The sequence below is a fragment of the Pseudomonas sp. GD04158 genome (assembly GCF_029834875.1).
Taxonomy (GTDB): Bacteria; Pseudomonadota; Gammaproteobacteria; order Pseudomonadales; family Pseudomonadaceae; genus Aquipseudomonas; species Aquipseudomonas hydrolytica.
The window spans coordinates 1-19,416 of record NZ_JAODYT010000072.1 but is presented as its reverse complement, the minus strand read 5'-3'; the positions used below and the strand labels follow the sequence as shown (position 1 = coordinate 19,416).

At 61.6% G+C, this 19,416-nt stretch carries 20 protein-coding genes; 9 read left to right on the top strand and 11 right to left on the bottom strand.

The features are described 5' to 3' along the window. The coding region (locus tag N7333_RS20200) for an ABC transporter permease (RefSeq protein WP_279859307.1) at window positions 1-448 on the top strand (448 nt) is incomplete at its 5' end. Then, window positions 445-1,206, top strand: a complete 762-nt coding sequence (phnE, locus tag N7333_RS20195; RefSeq protein ID WP_129481615.1) for a phosphonate ABC transporter, permease protein PhnE — start codon at window positions 445-447, stop codon at window positions 1,204-1,206. The genes N7333_RS20200 and phnE, both read left to right, overlap by 4 nt. 150 nt (window positions 1,207-1,356) lie before the next feature. On the opposite strand, the gene N7333_RS20190 is transcribed toward phnE, so the two are convergent. The 8 genes from N7333_RS20190 to N7333_RS20155 form a co-directional block, all read right to left on the bottom strand. Continuing rightward, window positions 1,357-1,923: an antibiotic biosynthesis monooxygenase gene (locus N7333_RS20190; protein ID WP_177490999.1), complete on the bottom strand. Its 567-nt coding sequence runs from the start codon at window positions 1,921-1,923 to the stop codon at window positions 1,357-1,359. Between the two features lie 113 nt (window positions 1,924-2,036). Continuing rightward, window positions 2,037-2,636 carry an NAD(P)H:quinone oxidoreductase gene (gene wrbA, locus N7333_RS20185; protein WP_129481616.1) on the bottom strand — a complete coding sequence of 200 codons (600 nt, stop codon included), beginning with the start codon at window positions 2,634-2,636 and terminating at the stop codon, window positions 2,037-2,039. Window positions 2,637-2,682: 46 nt separating this feature from the next. Next, window positions 2,683-4,161, bottom strand: coding sequence for an aldehyde dehydrogenase family protein (locus N7333_RS20180; RefSeq protein WP_129481617.1), 1,479 nt, complete (start codon window positions 4,159-4,161; stop codon window positions 2,683-2,685). A gap of 167 nt (window positions 4,162-4,328) precedes the next feature. Beyond that, window positions 4,329-4,907 (bottom strand): nuclear transport factor 2 family protein, encoded by a 579-nt coding sequence (locus N7333_RS20175; RefSeq protein WP_232460369.1) that lies wholly within the window; start codon window positions 4,905-4,907, stop codon window positions 4,329-4,331. Window positions 4,908-5,206: 299 nt separating this feature from the next. Further along, window positions 5,207-6,919 carry a sigma-54-dependent Fis family transcriptional regulator gene (locus tag N7333_RS20170; protein ID WP_129481618.1) on the bottom strand — a complete coding sequence of 571 codons (1,713 nt, stop codon included), beginning with the start codon at window positions 6,917-6,919 and terminating at the stop codon, window positions 5,207-5,209. Window positions 6,920-7,284: 365 nt separating this feature from the next. Further along, window positions 7,285-8,214: a LysR family transcriptional regulator gene (locus N7333_RS20165; RefSeq protein ID WP_129481619.1), complete on the bottom strand. Its 930-nt coding sequence runs from the start codon at window positions 8,212-8,214 to the stop codon at window positions 7,285-7,287. A 296-nt stretch (window positions 8,215-8,510) separates the two neighbouring features. Further along, window positions 8,511-8,801, bottom strand: coding sequence for a hypothetical protein (locus N7333_RS20160; RefSeq protein ID WP_129481620.1), 291 nt, complete (start codon window positions 8,799-8,801; stop codon window positions 8,511-8,513). Next, complete coding sequence (locus N7333_RS20155) at window positions 8,798-9,616, bottom strand: NAD(P)H-dependent oxidoreductase (RefSeq protein ID WP_129481621.1); 819 nt, start codon at window positions 9,614-9,616, stop codon at window positions 8,798-8,800. Before N7333_RS20155 ends, N7333_RS20160 begins: the two co-directional genes overlap by 4 nt. Before the next feature lie 89 nt (window positions 9,617-9,705). Here N7333_RS20155 and N7333_RS20150 point away from each other — a divergent pair, with 89 nt between their 5' ends. Continuing rightward, window positions 9,706-10,644, top strand: coding sequence for a LysR family transcriptional regulator (locus N7333_RS20150; RefSeq protein WP_129481622.1), 939 nt, complete (start codon window positions 9,706-9,708; stop codon window positions 10,642-10,644). A gap of 221 nt (window positions 10,645-10,865) precedes the next feature. Here N7333_RS20150 and N7333_RS20145 read toward each other — a convergent pair whose 3' ends face one another. Beyond that, a complete protein-coding gene (locus N7333_RS20145) occupies window positions 10,866-12,446 on the bottom strand; it encodes an MFS transporter (RefSeq protein ID WP_041772944.1) in 1,581 nt (526 codons plus the stop codon). A gap of 104 nt (window positions 12,447-12,550) precedes the next feature. On the opposite strand from N7333_RS20145, the gene N7333_RS20140 reads away from it, so the two are divergent. Beyond that, on the top strand, window positions 12,551-13,342 hold the full coding sequence (locus N7333_RS20140; protein WP_012019322.1) for a helix-turn-helix transcriptional regulator: 792 nt from the start codon (window positions 12,551-12,553) through the stop codon (window positions 13,340-13,342). Window positions 13,343-13,464: 122 nt separating this feature from the next. Here N7333_RS20140 and N7333_RS20135 read toward each other — a convergent pair whose 3' ends face one another. Beyond that, complete coding sequence (locus N7333_RS20135) at window positions 13,465-13,899, bottom strand: GFA family protein (protein WP_012019323.1); 435 nt, start codon at window positions 13,897-13,899, stop codon at window positions 13,465-13,467. A gap of 108 nt (window positions 13,900-14,007) precedes the next feature. On the opposite strand from N7333_RS20135, the gene N7333_RS20130 reads away from it, so the two are divergent. After that, window positions 14,008-14,892 (top strand): LysR family transcriptional regulator, encoded by an 885-nt coding sequence (locus N7333_RS20130; protein ID WP_129481623.1) that lies wholly within the window; start codon window positions 14,008-14,010, stop codon window positions 14,890-14,892. Between the two features lie 58 nt (window positions 14,893-14,950). On the opposite strand, the gene N7333_RS20125 is transcribed toward N7333_RS20130, so the two are convergent. Then, entirely contained in the window at window positions 14,951-15,823 is an 873-nt protein-coding gene (locus N7333_RS20125) for an AraC family transcriptional regulator (protein WP_129481624.1), read from the bottom strand. A gap of 137 nt (window positions 15,824-15,960) precedes the next feature. Between N7333_RS20125 and N7333_RS20120 the strand changes: the two genes are divergently transcribed. The 4 genes from N7333_RS20120 to ligD all read left to right on the top strand — a co-directional run. Next, window positions 15,961-16,716, top strand: a complete 756-nt coding sequence (locus N7333_RS20120; RefSeq protein ID WP_003245881.1) for an SDR family oxidoreductase — start codon at window positions 15,961-15,963, stop codon at window positions 16,714-16,716. A gap of 171 nt (window positions 16,717-16,887) precedes the next feature. After that, window positions 16,888-17,016 (top strand): PSPA7_2676 family Cys-rich small protein, encoded by a 129-nt coding sequence (locus N7333_RS20115; protein ID WP_100219176.1) that lies wholly within the window; start codon window positions 16,888-16,890, stop codon window positions 17,014-17,016. Between the two features lie 22 nt (window positions 17,017-17,038). Continuing rightward, window positions 17,039-17,890 (top strand): Ku protein, encoded by an 852-nt coding sequence (locus N7333_RS20110; protein ID WP_129481625.1) that lies wholly within the window; start codon window positions 17,039-17,041, stop codon window positions 17,888-17,890. Between the two features lie 15 nt (window positions 17,891-17,905). Continuing rightward, the coding region (ligD, locus tag N7333_RS20105; protein ID WP_279859306.1) for a non-homologous end-joining DNA ligase at window positions 17,906-19,416 on the top strand (1,511 nt) is incomplete at its 3' end.

Below are 19,416 nucleotides of genomic sequence, written 5' to 3'. Positions count from 1 at the left end.
GATCTTCCTGCGCAGCGTGCCGGAGATCGTCTGGGCGCTGCTGTTCGTCCGCGCCGTCGGCCTCGGCCCCACCGCCGGGGTGCTGGCCATCGCCATCACCTACGCCGGCATGCTGGGCAAGGTGTACGCGGAAATCTTCGAATCGGTCGACGCCCGCCCCACCCGCGCATTATTGGGTGCCGGCAGCAGCCGCCTGAGCGCCTTCGCCTACGGCGTGCTGCCCAATGCCGCCGGGGAAATGCTCTCCTACACCGTGTACCGCTGGGAGTGCGCCATCCGCGCCTCGGTGGTGATGGGCTTCGTCGGCGCCGGCGGCCTGGGCCAGCAGATCGACCTGTCGCTGCGCATGTTCGCCGGCGGCGAAGTGGCCAGCATGCTGCTCACCTTCCTGCTGCTGGTACTGCTGGCCGACCAGTTCAGCCGCCTGCTGCGCGCGAGGCTGACATGAGAGCCGGCAATCTGATCCTGTTCGCCGCCCTCCTCGCCGCGGTGATCGCCTCGTTCCTCTATCTGGGCATCGACCTCGGCGCATTGGTAGCCGGCGACAGCCTGGCGCAGATGGGCCAATACGCCAGCGGCTTCCTGCAACCGGACGTCTCCGCCGCGCACCTGCAGGCCATCGGCCGTGGCGCGCTGGAAACCCTGGCCATGTCCGCCATCGGCACATTGCTCGCCGCCCTGCTCGGCCTGGCCCTGGCGCTGCCGGCCGCCGGACGCTTCGGCGGTGTCGCCCTGCACCTCACACGTATGCTGCTCAACGCCCTGCGCGCCATCCCCGAACTGGTCTGGGCAGCACTGATGGTGCTGGCCGCGGGCCTCGGCCCCAACGCCGGCACCCTGGCCCTGGCCCTGCATACTGCCGGCGTGCTCGGCCGCCTGTTCGCCGAAGCGCTGGAAAACACCCCACGCGAGCCTGCCGACGCCATCCGCGAAAGCGGCGGCGGACGCATGCTCGCCTTCTGCTACGGCACCCTGCCCGGCGTCTGGCCGCAACTGGTGGCGTACACGCTATATCGCTGGGAGAACAACATCCGCATGGCCAGCGTGCTCGGCTTCGTCGGCGCCGGCGGTCTCGGGCAGATGCTCTATGTGTCGCTCAGCCTGTTCCAGGAAGCCCAGGCGGCCACGGTGATCCTGGCCATGCTCATGCTGGTGCTGGCGGTGGATGGCCTGAGTGGCTGGGCGCGGCAGCGCTGGGTGAGCTGAGCTGATCAAAGCATCAGGCCCTGCCGGCTAGTCAGCTCGTGAAGCGCCGCGGCCCTTACGGCCCCATCGGCATAGTCGGAGCCAGGTTGGCGGTGCCGAGTAAACCGCCGGCAGTTGAAGGCTGCCGCGGCTTTTCTCCTGAGTCTCACCTCAGCGATTGTGAGGCCTCAGCCAGCCTGCAAAGGCACGCGTGGCCATGGGCATGAACAGGTACACCACAAGCAGGACGATGCTCAAGGTGATGAGTGCATCGCTTAGCAGTGAATTGCTGAGCCAGGGAATAAGCTGGAACAGAGGTCGCCAAAGCAGCGGCATCAGCAGGCTCAGTGGCAGAATCACCAGGAAGGTTATGCAGCTTTGTTTCCAGCGCGGCGGGGGTGTCTGGACGGGTTCCGGTACGAACCAGAAATCCTTGCCTTGAGCGATCTCCAATTGGTCGCCATCGCAAAGAAGCGGTACGACCTCGGCTACGAGCTGGCGCCTTTGTTCCGAGCGAATCCAGTTTTGCAGCTGCTCTAAGCTGGTGAAGCGCAGCACGCATGTGAACTGTGCCACGTCGGGTCGCCAGCCACGTATCACGTCCACCCCAAGGTGGCCGGGGCATTGGCTGGCGGTGGTGATGATGCGCCGCAACCAGGTCTCGTAGCGTGGCGCGTGGTGTGGGCGAACCTGATGGCGCACCACCAGGGTTACGGTTTCAGGGTGCGTTTCGCTCATGGTCGACACTCTGCTCAAAGCCTCGGCCCTGTCGCCCCAGCGGCGCGCACGGATGCCCGCCACCGGTCCAGTCAAGGGCCGTTCGGCCGTTGTGGGGCCAGATGCTTCTCGATCTAGCCGTGTAGCTTGGATGCGATCCGCGCCACGTGTTCGCCCTGATGACGCGCGATTTCCAGCTCACGCCCATTGGGCTGTCGAGAGCCATCGCCGCCGGCAAGGGTTGAGGCACCATAAGGCGTACCGCCGCCACCTTCGGAGGTATCGAACAGCGCTGGGGTGGTATAGCCGATCGGCACGATGATCATTCCGTGATGTGCCAACGTGGTCCAGGTGGAGGTAATGGTCATCTCCTGGCCACCGCCCGTTCCGGTTGAGGTAAACACGCTGGCGACCTTTCCTGCCAGAGCACCCTTGGCCCAGAGCCCGCCTGTTCGGTCGAGGAAGTTGCGCATTTGCCCGGACATGTTGCCGAAGCGCGTCGGAGTGCCAAAGATGATGGCATCGAAATCGGCCAGGTCTGACGGCTGCGCCTCAGGCGCACTCTGATTCGTCTTGCCGCCTGCTGCGGCAAAGGCTCCCTGACTCATCGTTTCAGGAACCCGTTTGATCACGACCTCCGATCCCGGAACGCTGCGGGCACCCTCAGCGACCTTGTTCGCCATGGTCTCGATGTGGCCATACATGGAGTGGTAGAGCACTAGAACTTTAGCCATTGCCATTTCCTCTGGATAACGTGCTGTTTATGGATGCAGCGCTGGTTTACACCTGGGCATCCAGGCCCGGGTTGAGCGTGATCGTTCTGATCTCGGTGAAATCCTCGATCGCAGCCACACCATTCAGACGGCCGAGGCCCGACTGCTTGCAACCGCCCTCCTCGGTGTCTTCGCCGAGTGCACCCCACTCATTGATCCAGACCATACCCGCCTCGATCCGAGGCGCGATCCGCAGCGCTCTGGAGAGATCGCGCGTCCAGATGCTCGCTCCCAGGCCATAAATACTGTGGTTGGCCAACGCAACGGCTTCCTGTTCCGTCGCAAACCTCTGCATGGTGACCACCGGCCCGAACGTCTCTTCCTGGACGATCGGCATCATCGGATCGCTCACCTCGAGAAACGCGGGGCGAAAGAATGCGCCTTTCGACAGCGGGCCTTCGACCACCGGACCACCTCGCACAATGGCCTGCGCGCCCTGTGCAATGGCGCGCTCAACCAGGTTATCGACGCGCTCGACGTTCTCGCAGTCGATCATCGGCCCCATGTCGCTGGACAGGTCTGCCGCAGGCCCGACCTTTACCGCGCGCAGGCGTTCGGCAAAACGCTTGCGAAACTCGTCGGCGATCCCTTCCTGCACGATCACCCGCTGCCCCGTCACACAGAACTGGCCCGCAAACACCGTGACTGACTTTTCCAGGATGGGGAGCGCGAGATCGAGATCGGCATCGTCGAACACGATCGATGGCGTCTTGCCACCGAGCTCCAGCCCAACGCGCTTGAAGTGCGGTGCGGCACTGAGCGCGATCGCCTTGCCGGTGCCAGTGCTACCGGTAAAGCTGATGATCGGAACCTCCGGCGAGGCGACGAGATGCTTGGCGCCATCGCCACTCTCGTCGGTAAAGACATTGATCACGCCGCGGGGCAGTGCCGTTACGTTGCTGAAGATCTGGGACAGGGTCGAGGCGATCTGCGCGCTCTTGCCCGGCACCTTGACGATTACCGCACAGCCAGCCGCCAACGCGGGTGCGAGTGATCGTACCGTCAGGATTATCGGGGAATTCCACGGCACGATGATTCCCGCCACGCCCATTGGCTGGCGCATCATCATCGCGATTCTGCCCGGTCTGGAGTCCACCACCCGTCCGGCCTCGGTACGAGCGATACCGGCAAAATATCGCAGCGACGGCGCGCAGAGATCGACTTCGAAGCTGGCCTCGCGTTGAATCTTGCCGTTCTCGGTGCAGAGAATCTTGATCAGCTCGCCCCGATTGCGTTCGAACGCGTCTGCAAGATCGTCGAGCACGCGTGCGCGCAGCTTGCGGTCGTGCACCCAATCGGTCTCGTGCATTGCGCGTTTCGCCGCGGCGATGGCCGCTTCGGCGGTTTCGACACCCCCTTCGGCATAGGTACCTATGACCTCATAGGTGGCAGGGTTGATGGACCCACGGATCGTGTCCGCGCCCATCCACTCGCCACCGACCCAATTCAACGCATGTCGGGAGGTGTGCGGGGTATGAATATTCATGGCTAACTCCTGCGTGTTGCCTGGTGTGAAGTATCGGGCCCTGTCCTGACGCGTAGAGAGGTCGGCAATGATGTGCTCTCTCCTCCGGGCGCCATCTGCCGGCACGCCAGGAGTGCTTTCGCTCTCCGGGATGCCGGCACAAGGCTTGATCCTCGTGATCGAAATCGTTACTCCGCGGCCACCGTAAAGGGGGCTGCGTTCGCAGAGGTCTTCACAGTCCAGGCGCCAGACTGTCGGAAGGAGCTGGCAGATGCGTAGGTATCTTCCATGAACTGGAAATAGGTCATCTTGCCGTCACGCACCTTGGCATGGATGGAGAACGGCGAAGTGAATACCTGGTCGACTGCCACGGACCGATAGGTGAACTTACCGAAAATCGCCACATCCTCTCCGGAGGAGATTTTGGTGCTGATGGTGAAGTCTTCGATTTTCCAGTAATCCTGGACCTGCATGAACAATGAACTAAAGGCCTTCGGCCCCTTGTTTGTGCCCGTCCAAGGCATGATTTTCCTCAACTCCGGGTTATCGAAGTTGAGCGAAACATAAGTGGCGTCGGGCGCCGCCAGCTTCTCGGCAGCGGCCTCAACTTTATCGGGCGCAGTATTGGCCAGGAACTCCATGACTACCGCAAGCGAAGCCGCAGACTGTGCTTCGCTAGTTGACTGCGCTACCACGGGAGTAACAGTCACAATGCACGCAGCGAGCGTGATTGCTGCAAACAGCGACTTGATTTTGGAAATGTTCATGAGCTTCTCCGTTTAACTACCGTTTGTGATGCATGAGACCTAGTACGTCGCCAAGTGCTGGTGAGTACTGGGCAACTGGTAGTACTTGAGCAAAGGCTATGCCATTGCCCAAGATACTGGAGAAAACCCATATTTATCAGCGAGATAGATTTATAAAGGAAGGAATTTCAATCAAGTCTATGGTTTATCGAAGAGGGGCCGAATTTATCATTTGATAAATCACGACGGCGCATTGATTATTTGGTTAATGTCATAAAAACTTCGCAATCGATTTGATCCAGCCGCGAAGGTAAGCGAACTCAATCAGTCGCATCCTCATCAAGGATGCCGCTTTTCTTGAGACGGTAAGCCAGCGCAGGTCGAGTCAACCCGAGGATTCGAGCGGCTTGTGCAACGTTTTGCTGAGCACGGTCCATTGCCCGTCGCATCAGCTGCTCTTCCACCGCTTCCAGGCTTATGTTTCGTTCGAAGATCTGCGCGACCCAATCGGCTGCGCTTTCCGTGTCTTCAGCCTGAACCAGCGCGCCATCGGCATTGAGACGATCACCATGCAGATTGCCTGCCTTTGGAAAGACCGCAAAAAGAGCGTCCTGCCCTATGGTTTCATTGCTGTCAGTGAGGATGACGCCGCGCTCGATCACATTCTCCAGTTCGCGGATGTTTCCCGGCCACGCGTAACTGAGACACAGCTCCAGAGCCTTGTCTGACAGACCTAGCGTGCGCTTGTGATACTGCAGATGAAACTTGCTTAGAAAGTGCTCGACCAGCAGCGGCAGGTCCTCAAGCCGCTCGCGCAGCGGGGGGACCTGAACCGGAAACACATTCAGGCGGTAATAGAGATCCGCGCGAAACCGGCCCGCCTCGACTGCATCGGCGAGGCTTTCATTGGTGGCAGCAATGACTCGCACATCGACCTTGTGGGTCCGAGAGCCGCCCACACGTTCGAGTTCCCCCTCTTGCAGCACCCTTAGCAAGGTCGCCTGCGCTCTGGGGGTCAGCTCTACCACTTCGTCCAGAAAGATGGTCCCGCCGCTGGCGCGCTCGAAGCGCCCCGGGCGGGTCTGATTGGCGCCGGTAAACGCCCCTTTCTCGACGCCGAACAGCTCGGCCTCGATCAAGTCCTGCGGAATGGCGGCGCAGTTCACCGCGATGAAAGGTTGCTCGGCGCGATCGCTGCGAAGATGGACGCTGCGTGCGATTACCTCCTTGCCGACGCCGGTTTCTCCGAGCAACAGGACCGAGATCTTGCCCTTGGCTGCCTTGTCGATCGTCTTGCAGACCGTCATGTAGGCGGGAGAGCGCCCTATGCCGTAGTACTGGCCCTCTTGCTTCTCCAGGCACGTGCGCAACGAGCTGATCTGCGATTGCAGCTCATACAGCTCCTCGATGATCGGATCGGCCTGAAAGTAGCGTCTGAATTCCGCGGCGTTTTCCCACTGCTCGGCGGGTTTGCCAATGATGATGCAGCGCTCGTCGCCACACCCGCGACAGCTGGTTTCCTGGATGATGATTTCGCGTTTCATGAACGAGGAGCTGTACGCACATGCGTAGCCCAGTAAGGACCAACAGACGGGCTCATCCATCAGGCCCACCTCGGTCAGGCAGCTCTCGACCTCAAAGGAATCAATCCACTCAAGCTCGCAGTAGAAATGGCCGGCCTCCTGATCCACTTCCAGCTGAATGGGCTTCGCATTGACCATGCCCTTCAAGGAGTGCAACTGCGGACCAACCAGGAACATTTCCAGCTCCGGACTGTTCGGCCTCAGCTTGCGGGCCATTTCGGCGTCTTTGAGTCCGGATTGGTAGCCAAGTCGCAGGAAGAATCCCTTGGCGCGCTCGATGCCGAGGGTATTGATGAGCTCCCGGCGGAAATTAGCCATCGCCGACACCTGCATCAGCAACATGCGCTGCTCGCCGAACCAGATCTTGCCTTCCGTGCTTTGAAAGCGAATCTGTTCACTCAGGTCCTGAAAGTCCGGATGCTTGATCCCTGAGCTGTAGCTGATAGCCATTGAAGGAGGCCTCGATTATTGTCTTGAGCGGCTCGATTGATCTGTGCCGGCGATTGAGAGGACCGAAACGAGTGATCACAGGATTCAGTCAGTATGGATGCGGACAGCGGGCCTGCTCCGGAGAAGCCGTCAGGGCGGCGCAGGGTTAACGGATAACACCGGAGCCATGATCAAGGCTGATCGACTACGCCGACCACGGCTCAAGTCGATGGATTGAGCGAAAGCCGAGCGCTACACGAACACTATGGAACGTTGGCCCTGATCCTCTCGCGTACAGCGCGCTCACCTGAAAAAAGGATAAGTCGAAGAACCCCTCGCCATAAGCCTGGAAAAATCGAATCGGTGGTTCGCTTTTCTCGAACGACTCACTGCCGGGATTGCGAACTGGTTGCCAGCATCTGGTCCCAGATCGGTGGGCTGCCTATCTGCTCGCTGAGGAAGCTGCTCAGCGCGTGAAGCTTGTGCGAGCCTTTTTGCGACTGGCGATAGACCACAGAAATATTGCCGCCTCGGGGGGCATAAGGCTCCAACACCTCTATCAGCTCACCGTCCACGATGGCCTGCGCGGCCAGAAAGGTGGGCAATATAGCCAGCCCGAGGCCTGCTTTCGCCCCCTCCATGAGTTGATGACCACAGTTGGTGCGCATCCGGCAGCGCACGCGGAATGACTCCAATGCGTCATTCACCGGTAGCGTCCACATGCCATGTGGTTCGCGATTGACGTAGAGCAAGGCGAAATGCTGAGCGAGGTCTTGCGGTAGCTGTGGCGTGCCATGCGCCCCCAGATAATCAGGGCTGGCACAGATGATGTGGCGATTGGGCGTGATGATCTTGGCCATCAGCGTAGAGTCGGGCAACTCGCCAATACGCACCGCCGCATCGAAGCCCTCCTCATGCAGGTTGACGCGCCGGTCGTCGAACTCGACGTCCAGAGACAACTCAGGATATTGCTTGGCAAAAGAGGCCAAAATCGGCGTCAGATATCGCATGCCGAACGCCATCGGAGCAGCGATGCGCAGATTTCCACGAACACTGGACTGGGACGTCAGAACGGCATTCTCGGCATTTTCTATGTCCGCCAGAATTGCGGTGCAATGACGGTAAAAAACCTCACCCGACTCAGTCAGGCGAGTCTGCCGGCCACGCTCCAGCAGGATGCAGCCCAGGCGTTTCTCCAGTTGCTGAATGCGCTGGGAAACCATCGATTTGGCCGTGCCCAAACGACGAGCGGCCTCGGAAATACTCCCGGTGTCCACTACAGCCACGAAAGCATGCATCTCAGATAGTTTATTCATGCTCTGATCCACAGAAATTGACTTGCATGCCTTCAAGCCTGACCGCCCGGGCGCAGCTGGTTCTGCACAATACCAGCAGAGAGCAGATTTATCGGCGGGATCAAGGGCCCCTAAGGGCTGCTCCGCGGAACTGATTCACATCGATTGGATAGAGCACAGCGTACGGGCACCGTCTGGCTCAGTATCGGCACACCTCGCATCAAACGAGTCCCGGTCTGGCGCAACGTGCATGCTGCGAGCAAATCGCTGCAGCATGCAGCGCCGTGCCAACGGAGTTGGCCTGAGCTGATCGTTAATCAGGCGGAAACGAGTCTCTCGTAATCAGAGAAAGGCTTGAGCGCCCAATACTGCACGTGTAGCAGATTCTCTTTGACGTAAGGCAGCGCCTCGATGTAATCACGCGCCTCCTCGAAGGTGGCGGACTCCAGCTCAAACGCTGCACCGGGGCCAGCTGCCAGCCCATGGACTGCGCGAACAATACCGTCGGCGAAGCCTTGCCAAACGTGCAATACCTCCGGCTTCGCCAGTCGCTTGAAGTCCTCTGCCGCTCCATCGGCACGGCGAGTCAGAATCACGAAGGTTTTCATAACGCCCCCTCCGTTTCCAGCTGCGGCCGCTGGGTTGTTTCGCCATCGGCAACGTGCGCCGCTATCCCCGTCTGGCCCACGGCCACATGCGGTTTAAGCTCGTTGCGGGGCGTGTAGTCCCCACCATTTTGGGGCCGGAAGGGGATTGGCGCGTCGGTGAACAAATTCTCGAGACGGACGCGCCAAGCCTCTTTGGCTGCCATGACATCTGCGGCGGTCAAGTTGCCAGTGCCGTATATGGCGAACGTCGGCAGCACATCGAACCCGGGGAAGTAGAGCGAGCCATGCGTGATCGGAAACAGCAATTGCTCGAGTGGTCCGTTGATACCGCGCGGCGAGTAATCCTCTGCGGGGCCGCCGACAGCGACAGACAACATGGCCCGCTTGCCCTTGAAGGCCCCGTCACCATAGCGGTAGGTGTTGCCAGCGCCCTTGTAGCCATGGGCGAGTCCGGCTGCCCAGACGCGGTCTATCCATCCCTTCATGATGGCCGGCATGCCGTACCACCAAAGTGGAAACTGGAAGATGACGGCATCTGCCGCTAGAACCTTGTCTTGCTCTGCCGCCACGTCAGGGCTCTGGCGGCGATGACGATAGGCGTGGGCGGACTCTGCGCCGAACGACAGCCGCTGAGGGTTGGCCCGCTCAGGAAAGTCGTGCTCGTCGAATATCGCTTTCCAGCCCATGGCGTATAGATCGGACTGCAGGACCTCGTGCCCTTGCGCAGTCAAGCATTCAACAGACACATCCACCAGTTGCCGCGTTAGCGAGGAAGGCTCGGGATGGGCATAGATGATCAGTACTCTTTTCGACATGAAGGACGACTCCGCTGTGATGTCGCTGGAGTGTCGCGAGGCTCGGGCCCTCTGTGAAATCGCAAAATTTTCCTGCTAGCATAAGTTCGATGGATACCAGACGCCTTGATCTCAATCTGCTTGTGACGTTGGAGGCCCTTCTCATCGAGCAGAACGTGACCAGGGCGGCCGCCCGTCTGCATTTGAGCCAGCCAGCAGTCAGCGCGCAGTTGAGCCGCCTGCGCGACGTCTTCAACGACCCTCTTCTGATCCCCGCGCAGCGTGGAATGACCCCCACGGTCAAAGCCTTGGAGCTGCTCGTGCCGCTTCGCCAAGCATTGGACCAAGTAAGGGCCACCGTCACTACTCATCTGAATTTCGAACCCGCGACGGCGAGCCTGACGGTATCAATCGCCTGCACGGATTACGTGCAGGCGGCCTTGATCAAGCATCTCGTTGTCGCCATGCGGCGCGAAGCGCCGGGTGTCCGTATCGCACTGCGCATCCTGGACGTACCACAGCTGGAGCTGCAGATGACCCGCGGCGAGGTGGATCTGGCGGTGATCAACATGAACGGAGCTCCGCCCGCGCTGCACTCGCAACACCTCTACGATGAGAGTTACGTGCTGATCGGGCGTCGAGGGCACCCAAGCCTGCGTGCGGGCCTGACGGTGGATGAGTTCGCGCAGCTGGAACATGTCGTGGTGTCACTACGCGGCGGAGGCTTCTCTACCTCGGTGGATAACGCCTTGGTAGCGCGAGGGCTGCGGCGTAACGTAGTTCTGTCAGCGTCGTCATTTCTGCCAGTACCGGAGTTGGTCGCGCAGTCGGATTGTGTGGCCCTGGTTCCACGTCGTCTCGTAGAAGGTCGTGACGAGCAGCTGCTGTGCGTAGCCCCTCCATTGCCGGTGGAAGGTTTTGCGATCGGCATGTTCTGGCATGAGCGCTCGGATGGGCACGCCGGCTTCAGGTGGGTGCGTGAGTTCATCACTCTGGTAGCCGATTCGCGGGCATCCGATTCAACCGAGTCAAACAGTCAGGCCGGGTAGTTAATCGCATTATTCAGATGCGGCCTCGCGTAGCTCGCGGCGTCTCTGTATTTGCGGCAGACATGTTTTGAAGCGGAAATGGTGCTCGCTGCTCTGGCCGATTGCAGCCGGTCAGGACGGGCTCCTGTCGGCCAGGAGCGGACGGTGAGAAGTACCAATATCATGGTCTGCCGCCGATTCCCCCCTCATTTACAGAGGCCAGAACCAACAGAAATGCGACATTAGGAAGTCACTTCGTCAGTGTCACCGTCTACGCCGATATGCCGCAGCGTGATCGCTGCCAGCGCAGCCAGGACAGCGATGCAGATAGCGCTGGTTACCGCTGCCAAGTTGAAACCAGTCATGAACGCGGCCTGGGCCTGTTCCAGCACACCAGCAGGCAGTTCCTGTGAAACCGTTTTGGCACCTGCAAGACTGTCCAGTACTGCCCGTTGAATGTCCTGAGCCAGGAAGGCATTGACCTGATCGGTCATCCTGGTGCGATAGATTGCGGTCGTAAGGCTGCCCAGCGTGGCGATGCCCACAGCCAGGCCAAGCTCCTGAACCGTCTCCGAAATGGCTGAGGCTGATCCCGCTTTTTCACCTGGCGCGGTGCCCACCACCAGATCCGTTCCCAGCGCGGCAATGGTGCCCAAGCCGAGATACACCAGCGAGAATGATGCAGTCGCCAGTCCAATTCCGCGAGGCGTGTGATCGAGCTGGGTCAACATCAGATAGCCCACTACGGATAGCCCCAGCGCGCCCGCAATCACATAGCCCGGCCGAATTTTCCTTGCAAGCAGTGGTGCCGTAATCCCTGCCACCAGCATGGCGAGTGCCGGAGGCCCCATCCACAGCCCGGCCGCCAAAGGTGACAACCCCGCCACCAGTTGCAGGTACTGATTCACCAGCAGCATCGTCCCACCTACGCCGATGAGGCCAACCAGGAGTACCACCAGGGCGACGCTGAATGCCCGGCTGGAGAACAGATCGAGGTCGATCAATGGACTGCTCAATCGGCGTTGTCGTCGGATGAACAGAAGCATGAAGGCAACCCCTGTCACGATAGCCAGCGTGGCATTGGCCACTATTCCGTCCTTGGCCAGTTGCTTGATGCCATAGACGATCGGTAGCAAGGCAAGCAGTGACAGCACAACACTGGACAGATCCAACCGCCCCTGTTGCGGAGCGCGGTACTCCGGCAGGAGAAACGGCGCGGCAACCAGCAATAATCCTACGACCGGTAGCGCCACGAGAAATGCCGCTCCCCACCAGTAATGCGCCAGCAAGATGCCCCCAACCACCGGGCCGGCCGCCATGCCCAGTGCAAACATGGTCGCCCACACCCCGATGGCCAAGGCCCGCTGGTGGGGATGGTTAAACATGTTGCTGATCAGTGCCAGCGTCGATGGCATCAGCGTCGCGCCCGCTACACCCAGCACAGCACGCGCCGCAATCAGTATGGTGGCACTGGTCGAATAGGCCGCCATCAGGGAGGCAACCCCGAAAGCGGCTGCGCCGACCATCAGCAGCTTGCGCCGCCCGATTCGATCCCCCAGCGTTCCCATCGTGATGAGAAAGCCGGCAATCATGAAGCCATAGGCATCAACGATCCAGAGTGCCTGCGCACTGGTCGCGCGCAAATCCACTGACAGCGCAGGCAACGCCAGATGCAGCAGCGTCAGGTCAAGCCCGAGCAGGATGGTCGGCAGTGCAAGCAGTGCCAGCCCGATCCACTCACGGGCCCCCGCGCGTCTTTCGACCGAATCACTGCGCGCCTGGCGAATTTCCGGAACGAGAGGTGAATCGTTAAGTGCTGTCAAAGTGGCCTCCGGGGTTGCTCGGATCGGTTGTGGAAGCCACATCTTCAGGGCAGTATCATACCATTACAATTTAAGCAATTATCCTATTACTAGAGGCAACAGCCATGATTGGGCGAAGCCTGAGCCGCACCAAGAACGAGTTATCGGAGTTTCTGACCCGGCATCGTCGGAAACTAACGCCAGCCGATGTCGGGCTGCCGTCCCACGGGCGGCGCCGAACACCGGGCCTGCGCAGAGAAGAAGTCGCCGCGCTGGCTGGCGTTGGACTCACTTGGTACACCTGGTTCGAACAGGGGCGAGACATCCAAGTATCGGAGAAATTCTTGCTGAACGTGGCCTATGCCCTCAAGCTCGATGACGCCGAATGCAGCCATCTCTTTCTTCTAGCCCACAGGCGGCCACCTCCACCGGAGGCCCATCAATGGATATCGGTCACGCCACTTATCCAACAGTTGATGGACGATCTTGCAACAAGACCGGCTTATGTCCTCAACCTGCGCTGGGATGTCATTGCCTGGAATACCGCAGCCGATGATTTGTTCGGCTTCAGCACCCAGGAACCTGAGATACGTAACATCCTGCGCCTGGTGTTTTCCGATCCCGCCATGCGACGGCGCCTCCCCGCCTGGCGCGACGATGCACCCAAATTACTGGCACAGTTCCGTTATGACTTCGCTGTAGCGCCAGACGACCCGCCCATGCTGACGTTGGTCGAGGATCTGAAGGATCTGTCGGCCGACTTTCGCCGCTGGTGGGAGACACCGGATCGCGAGGAGACCCAGCGCGGAATTGGCTCTGTCATGACAACCGGTACCGAACTGCAGAAATTTCGCCACGAGACGCTGGTAGTGGATGAACACCGGCATCTCAGGATGGTGGTGTATTTCGGCGAGTAGATGAATCACTGAAGCACTTACCGCAATCAACTTTTGCAAAGACAGATTTGAACAAACCGTGCGCTTCCGGCCGGTAGCGGTCCTGTGTGACAGGTAACCGGCCAGAAACGCAAGGTCAGCCCTTATTCGAACAGCGCAGTCGCAAACTCTTCCGGCGTCGGGCTCTCCGGCCATTGGGCCACGCCCGCTGGCAGGGTGATCCAGGACTGCCGGCGCTTGGTCCAGATATGAGCTTGCGGGGTCCACTGCACCGCTCCCTCCAGCACACCAGCTCGGACTATGCGCATGCCCTCGGCAGCGGTCGTCTCGTTAAACAGCCGGGTAAAGCAGACTTCGCATGCGTACTGAGTCGAGACGTGCCCGTGATGTTCATAGCGGTATTCGCGGACAGGGCCAGAAACCTCTACCGCCTGCGCGGCGCACAGCAGATGCAAACCGAATGCACTGCCACTCCATTGCTGACAATTGAGGCAGTGGCAGGCATACAGCGGTGGTCGAACTTCGGCACGCAAACTGATGCGGACTTTTCCGCATCGACACTGGCCTGTGAATTCCATCGGGTCACTCCCTACAATGGCGCGCTTTCTATGTTCAGGGGGTGCATGATCATCCCTTCCCGCGCGGGACTGAAGAGAGCAAGTCGCCCAACCGCTGGTAGAAAATGTATGAACGGAATTGAGTGGGAAAGCCAGCGGGTGTTCCTCGCGGTACTTCGATCGGGAAGCCTGTCCGGTGCCTCGCGGCTCCTGGGCATAGCCCAATCCACGGCCCGCCGGCGACTAGAGAGCCTCGAAGGCTCACTCGGGCTTAGCCTGTTCACTCGTACTTCAACCGGCCTGACGCCTACCGCCTCTGCACGCCGACTCATTCATCACGTGGAGTCGATGGATATCGCGGCACAGGCGTTCAATCGCATGGCCAGCTCGGAGACGGAAGTTTCCCGAGGCACCATCAGAATAACGAGCAGTGACCTGTTGGGGGTCGAGGTGATGCCACGGCTGTTGCGTGACTTCCACCATGACCATCCTGACCTGAACCTCCAGCTGAGCATCAACGATCAGATGGAAGATCTTGCCCGGCAGGAATCGGACATCGCGGTGCGCCTGGTGCGCCCCAACGAAGGTGGCGTTGTCGTCCGTCGAACCGGTGCCTTACGTGTTGGGCTTTATGCCAGCGCCGAGTGCCTGGCGCGCTACGAGCTGCCTGCCAGTCTCGCCGTCTTGAGGCAGGCTCCGCTGATCGGCCCTGATCGACGCACTGCCGATCTGCGTCGACTGGTCGAGCTAGGTTTTTGCGAAGCAGACCAGCGCTTTGCAATCGCCACCGACAACCATCTCGCACAGCTCGCAGCAATCCGTGCCGGTCTGGGCTTTGGCCTGTGCCCGGTCACTATCGCCGAGAACTACCAATTGATCCGGGTTCTGCCGGAAAGCTTCGGCTTCGAGATAGACGTATGGATTGCCATGCATTCCGACCTTCGCAGGATCAGTCGCATTTCGCGAGCCTTCGAGGCTCTCGGCCACGCCTTGCACATGGCGCTGACCAAATAGACGCCGGTGACCTTGCTGAAACCTCGGGCGGATGAAAGCGGCTGGCGCCCGCCCTGCTTCAGCAAGCAACGGCGGTATCGCGCGCCGGCGGCAGGCCGAACAGGCGGCGATATTCGCGGCTGAACTGCGACACGCTTTCATAGCCGACGCTGAATGCCGCGCTGCTGGCAGAGGCTCCTTCGCCGAGCATCAGGCGACGCGCCTCGATCAACCTCAGCTGCTTCTGAAACTGCAGCGGCGTCAGGGAGGTCTGCTTGCGAAAATGCTGATGGAACGAGGAAACGCTCATGCCCGCCACGCCAGCCAGGCGCTCCACCGGCAATGGGCGATGGAATTCGGTACGCAGCACGGTCACCGCCCTGGCAATGCGCTGCGCATGACCGTCAGGCCAGCCCAGGCGGCTGATGGCCGGGCCGTGGCGGCCGGCCAGCAGCCAGTAATGCAGTTCGCGCATGAGCGATGCATGCAGCACGGCAGCCGATGCCGGCCGTCGCAGCAGACGCATCAGACGTAGCACGGCCTCGGCCACCTCGGTATCGGTCGGCTCGATCCTGATCGGTGCGGTGTCGGTGACCGGGGCGGCTTTCATCTCCTCCATCAGCTCGGTCAGCAGGGCCGGATCCAGGTCGATCACCAGAGAGATGTACGGCGCCTCGCCGCTGGCCTCGGTGATCTGGCTGACGGTGGGTACGTCCGCGGTAATCAGCAGGGAATCACCGGCACCGAAGGTGAATATGTCAGTGCCCATGATCACCCGTTTGCGGCCCTGCAGCACCAGGCACACCAGCGGTCGGGTAATGGCGTGGTCCAGCCCGCTGGGCTGCAGCGCGCGGATGATGGTCAGGCCGGCAATGGGTGCGAGCGCCATGCCGTCCGCGGCGGTGCGACTGTCGATATAGCCGCGGACGACATCAAGCAAGGTATCGGTCATGGTGCGCTCCCCAGGCAGCTCGTGGCCATGAGACTCACTGTTGTAGAAATAGGCAAAAAGCGTCGAGGTTTCGGTAAGGACGGTGCCGGTGGGGGATCGGAGAATGAAATCCCACTCACCAGACAGAGGTTTTTACCATGACCAAGATCGCCATCGTAACCGGGTCCAGCCGTGGCCTCGGGCGTAATACCGCGCTGAACATCGCTCGCCAGGGCAGCGACGTCATCGTCACCTACCACAGCCAGGCCGATGCCGCCCTGGCTCTGGTCGCCGAGATCGAGGCGCTGGGGCGCAAGGCCGTGGCGCTGCAGCTCGACGTGGGCGACGTGTCCACCTTCGCCGCCTTCGCCGAGACGCTGCGAGGCGTGCTCGCACAGACCTGGCAGCGCGACCGCTTCGATCACCTCGTCAACAATGCCGGGCATGGCGATATGGCGACCATTGCCGAAACCACCGAAGCCCAGTTCGACGCTCTGGTGAACGTGCACTTCAAGGGTGTGTTCTTCCTCACCCAGGCGCTGCTGCCGCTGATTGCCGACGGCGGCCGGATCGTCAACCTTTCCACGGGTCTGACCCGCTTCGCCTCGCCTGGGTTCTCCGCCTACGCCGCGGCCAAGGGCGCGGTCGAGGTGCTGAGCGTGTACATGGCCAAGGAACTGGGCAGCCGCGGCATTGCCGTGAACACGGTGGCGCCGGGGGCGATCGAGACCGATTTCCTGGGCGGGGCGGTGCGCGACACGCCGGATCTGAATCAGGTTTTCGCGCAGATGACGGCGCTCGGCCGCGTGGGCGTGCCCGACGACATCGGCCCGATGATCGCCGGCCTGCTCGGCGAGCAGAATCGCTGGGTCAACGCTCAGCGTATCGAGGTCTCGGGCGGCCAGGCGATCTGACGCCGAGACGCGCGCCAAAACTGGGACGGGCGCCCGCGTGGCGCCCTGCTCCAGGCCGCGACATGCGCGCCGAGCACGGCACCGCTCGGCATCGAGGTCGAACCATCGCCACTTGGCGACGGTCGACTGATTGAACGAGAGCGTCGGCCACAAGGGCCGAGGGAGGCCAACATGACCATTCGTTGCTTGCTCGCCGGGTGTTGCTGGTCAGACGGCGTGACCATGCTGATGGGCAGGGAAACCTTTTTGTGTCAGTGCTGCAGCCGCTGCGGCAGCCACCGCTACACACCGCAAACCTGAACGGCAGGAGGCGACACACAGCATGCCCCGAGCCATCTGGAAAGGCGCCATCAGCTTCGGCCTGGTGCACATCCCGGTCGCGCTGAACTCGGCCACCCGCTCCCAGGGGGTGGACTTCGACTGGCTGGACAAACGCAGCATGGAGCCGGTGGGCTACAAGCGGGTGAACAAGGTCACCGGCAAGGAAGTCAGCAAGGAGAACATCGTCAAGGGCGTGGCCTACGAGAAGGGCCGCTATGTGGTGCTCAGCGAGGAAGAGATTCGCGCCGCGCACCCGGAATCGACCCAGACCATCGACATCTTCGCCTTCGTCGACAGCGAGCAGATCCCCTTGCAGCACATCGATACGCCCTATTACCTGGCCCCCGATCGCCGCGGCGAGAAGGTCTATGCGCTGCTGCGCGAGGCACTGAGCAGTACCGACAAGGTGGCCCTGGCCCATGTGGTGCTGCACACCCGCCAGCATCTGGCGGCGCTGATGCCGGTGGAGTCGGCGCTGGTGCTGGTGATGCTGCGCTGGCCCAGCGAGGTACGTGGCCTGGATTCGCTGGAGCTGGGGTCGGCGGTGACCCAGCCCAAGCTGGCCAAGAGCGAGCTGGACATGGCCAAGCGCCTGATCAAGGACATGAGCGATGACTGGCGTCCCGAGGACTATCAGGACAGCTTCCAGGAACGCATCCTCGATCTGGTGGCGCGCAAGGCCAAGGCCGGCAAGATCGAGAACGTCGAACGAGCCGAGGGCGAAGAGCAGCGCCGCAGCGCCGATGTCGTCGACCTGACCGAACTGCTCAAGCGCAGCCTCGGCGGCAAGCCGAAACCCTCGGCGAGCAAGGGTTCCAGCACACGCAAGCCGGCCAAGACGGCGCGCAAGTAAGCCAGGAGCACGAGCATGGCCAAGGCGCAGAGCGAATACAGCCGCAAACGCAATTTCGAACGCACCAGCGAGCCGGCCGAGCGCACCGGCAAGCGGCGCAGCAAGGCCGGCGCGCTGCGTTTCGTGGTGCAGAAGCACGACGCCAGGCGCCTGCATTACGACTTTCGCCTGGAGCTGGATGGCACCCTGAAGAGCTGGGCGGTGCCCAAGGGTCCGAGCCTGGACCCGCGCGACAAGCGCCTGGCCGTGCACGTCGAGGATCACCCGCTGGAGTACGCCAGCTTCGAGGGCAGCATTGCCGAGGGCAACTACGGCGCCGGCGACGTCATCGTCTGGGACCAGGGCATCTGGCAGCCCCAGGGCGATCCGGCCGCTGCCTATGCGGCGGGCAAGCTCAAGTTCAGCCTGGTCGGCGAGAAACTGTCCGGCGACTGGACGCTGGTACGCACCCGCCTGCGCGGCAGCGGCGACAAGGAGCAGTGGCTGCTGATCAAGGAGCGCGACGACATCGCCCGCCCCAGCGACGAGTACGACATCGTCGAGGCGCAGCCGCAGAGCGTGATCAGCGGCGCGCTGGTGGGAGGGCCGAGCGCCAAGGCCAAGGGCAAGACGCCGAGCAAGGCCAAGGCGTCGAAGCCGGCCGCCGCCTTTCCCGAGAGCCTGGCGCCACAGCTGGCAACCCTGACCGACCGCCCACCTGAGGGCGATTGGCTGTACGAGGTGAAGTTCGACGGCTACCGCATTCTCGCCCGCATCCGCGACGGCGAGGTGCGCCTGTTCACCCGCAACGGCCACGACTGGACGCAGCGTCTGCCGCTGCAGGCCAAGGCCCTGGCCAAGCTGGGCCTGCACGACAGCTGGCTGGACGGCGAGGTGGTGGCGCTCAACGAACAGGGCCTGCCCGACTTCCAGCAACTGCAGAACGCCTTCGATATCGGCCGCAGCCACGACCTCGTCTACTACCTGTTCGATGCACCGTTCATCAACGGCGAGGACCTGCGCCAGACCCCGCTGGAGCAGCGACGGGCACAGCTCAAGCTGCTGCTGGGCAACACGCGCAACGGCCCGCTGCGCTTCTCTGCCGCATTCACCGCGCACCACCGCGACATCGTGGAAAGCGCCTGCGCCATGTCCCTGGAGGGGGTGATCGGCAAGCGCGCCGGCAGCCTCTACGTGTCGCGCCGCAGTGCCGACTGGATCAAGCTCAAGTGCCGCCTGCGCCAGGAGTTCGTCATCGTTGGCCATACCCAGCCGCAAGGCAGCCGCAGCGGTTTCGGGGCATTGCTGCTGGCGGTCAACGAGGAAGACGGCCTGCGCTACGCCGGACGCGTCGGTACGGGGTTCGGCGAAGCGGCGCTGAAGGCGCTGCATCAGCGTCTGCAAGAGCTGGCACGCGAGGATTCGCCGCTGGCGCACAAGCTGACCGCAGCACAGGCCCGCGGCGTCAGCTGGGTCGAGCCGCAGCTGGTCGGCGAAGTGGAATTCGCCGAATGGACGCGCGAGGGCATCGTGCGCCAGGCCAGCTT

Coding starts and splice junctions, on each gene's coding strand:
- N7333_RS20120 (WP_003245881.1), top strand. CDS start 15,961: ATGACCAAGATCGCCATCGTAACCGGGTCCAGCCGTGGCCTCGGGCGT.
- N7333_RS20165 (WP_129481619.1), bottom strand. CDS start 8,214: ATGAATAAACTATCTGAGATGCATGCTTTCGTGGCTGTAGTGGACACC.
- N7333_RS20150 (WP_129481622.1), top strand. CDS start 9,706: ATGGATACCAGACGCCTTGATCTCAATCTGCTTGTGACGTTGGAGGCC.
- N7333_RS20110 (WP_129481625.1), top strand. CDS start 17,039: ATGCCCCGAGCCATCTGGAAAGGCGCCATCAGCTTCGGCCTGGTGCAC.
- N7333_RS20135 (WP_012019323.1), bottom strand. CDS start 13,899: ATGGAATTCACAGGCCAGTGTCGATGCGGAAAAGTCCGCATCAGTTTG.
- N7333_RS20170 (WP_129481618.1), bottom strand. CDS start 6,919: ATGGCTATCAGCTACAGCTCAGGGATCAAGCATCCGGACTTTCAGGAC.
- N7333_RS20140 (WP_012019322.1), top strand. CDS start 12,551: ATGATTGGGCGAAGCCTGAGCCGCACCAAGAACGAGTTATCGGAGTTT.
- N7333_RS20180 (WP_129481617.1), bottom strand. CDS start 4,161: ATGAATATTCATACCCCGCACACCTCCCGACATGCGTTGAATTGGGTC.
- N7333_RS20175 (WP_232460369.1), bottom strand. CDS start 4,907: ATGAACATTTCCAAAATCAAGTCGCTGTTTGCAGCAATCACGCTCGCT.
- N7333_RS20115 (WP_100219176.1), top strand. CDS start 16,888: ATGACCATTCGTTGCTTGCTCGCCGGGTGTTGCTGGTCAGACGGCGTG.
- N7333_RS20155 (WP_129481621.1), bottom strand. CDS start 9,616: ATGTCGAAAAGAGTACTGATCATCTATGCCCATCCCGAGCCTTCCTCG.
- N7333_RS20160 (WP_129481620.1), bottom strand. CDS start 8,801: ATGAAAACCTTCGTGATTCTGACTCGCCGTGCCGATGGAGCGGCAGAG.
- N7333_RS20190 (WP_177490999.1), bottom strand. CDS start 1,923: ATGAGCGAAACGCACCCTGAAACCGTAACCCTGGTGGTGCGCCATCAG.
- wrbA (WP_129481616.1), bottom strand. CDS start 2,636: ATGGCTAAAGTTCTAGTGCTCTACCACTCCATGTATGGCCACATCGAG.
- phnE (WP_129481615.1), top strand. CDS start 445: ATGAGAGCCGGCAATCTGATCCTGTTCGCCGCCCTCCTCGCCGCGGTG.
- N7333_RS20130 (WP_129481623.1), top strand. CDS start 14,008: ATGAACGGAATTGAGTGGGAAAGCCAGCGGGTGTTCCTCGCGGTACTT.
- N7333_RS20125 (WP_129481624.1), bottom strand. CDS start 15,823: ATGACCGATACCTTGCTTGATGTCGTCCGCGGCTATATCGACAGTCGC.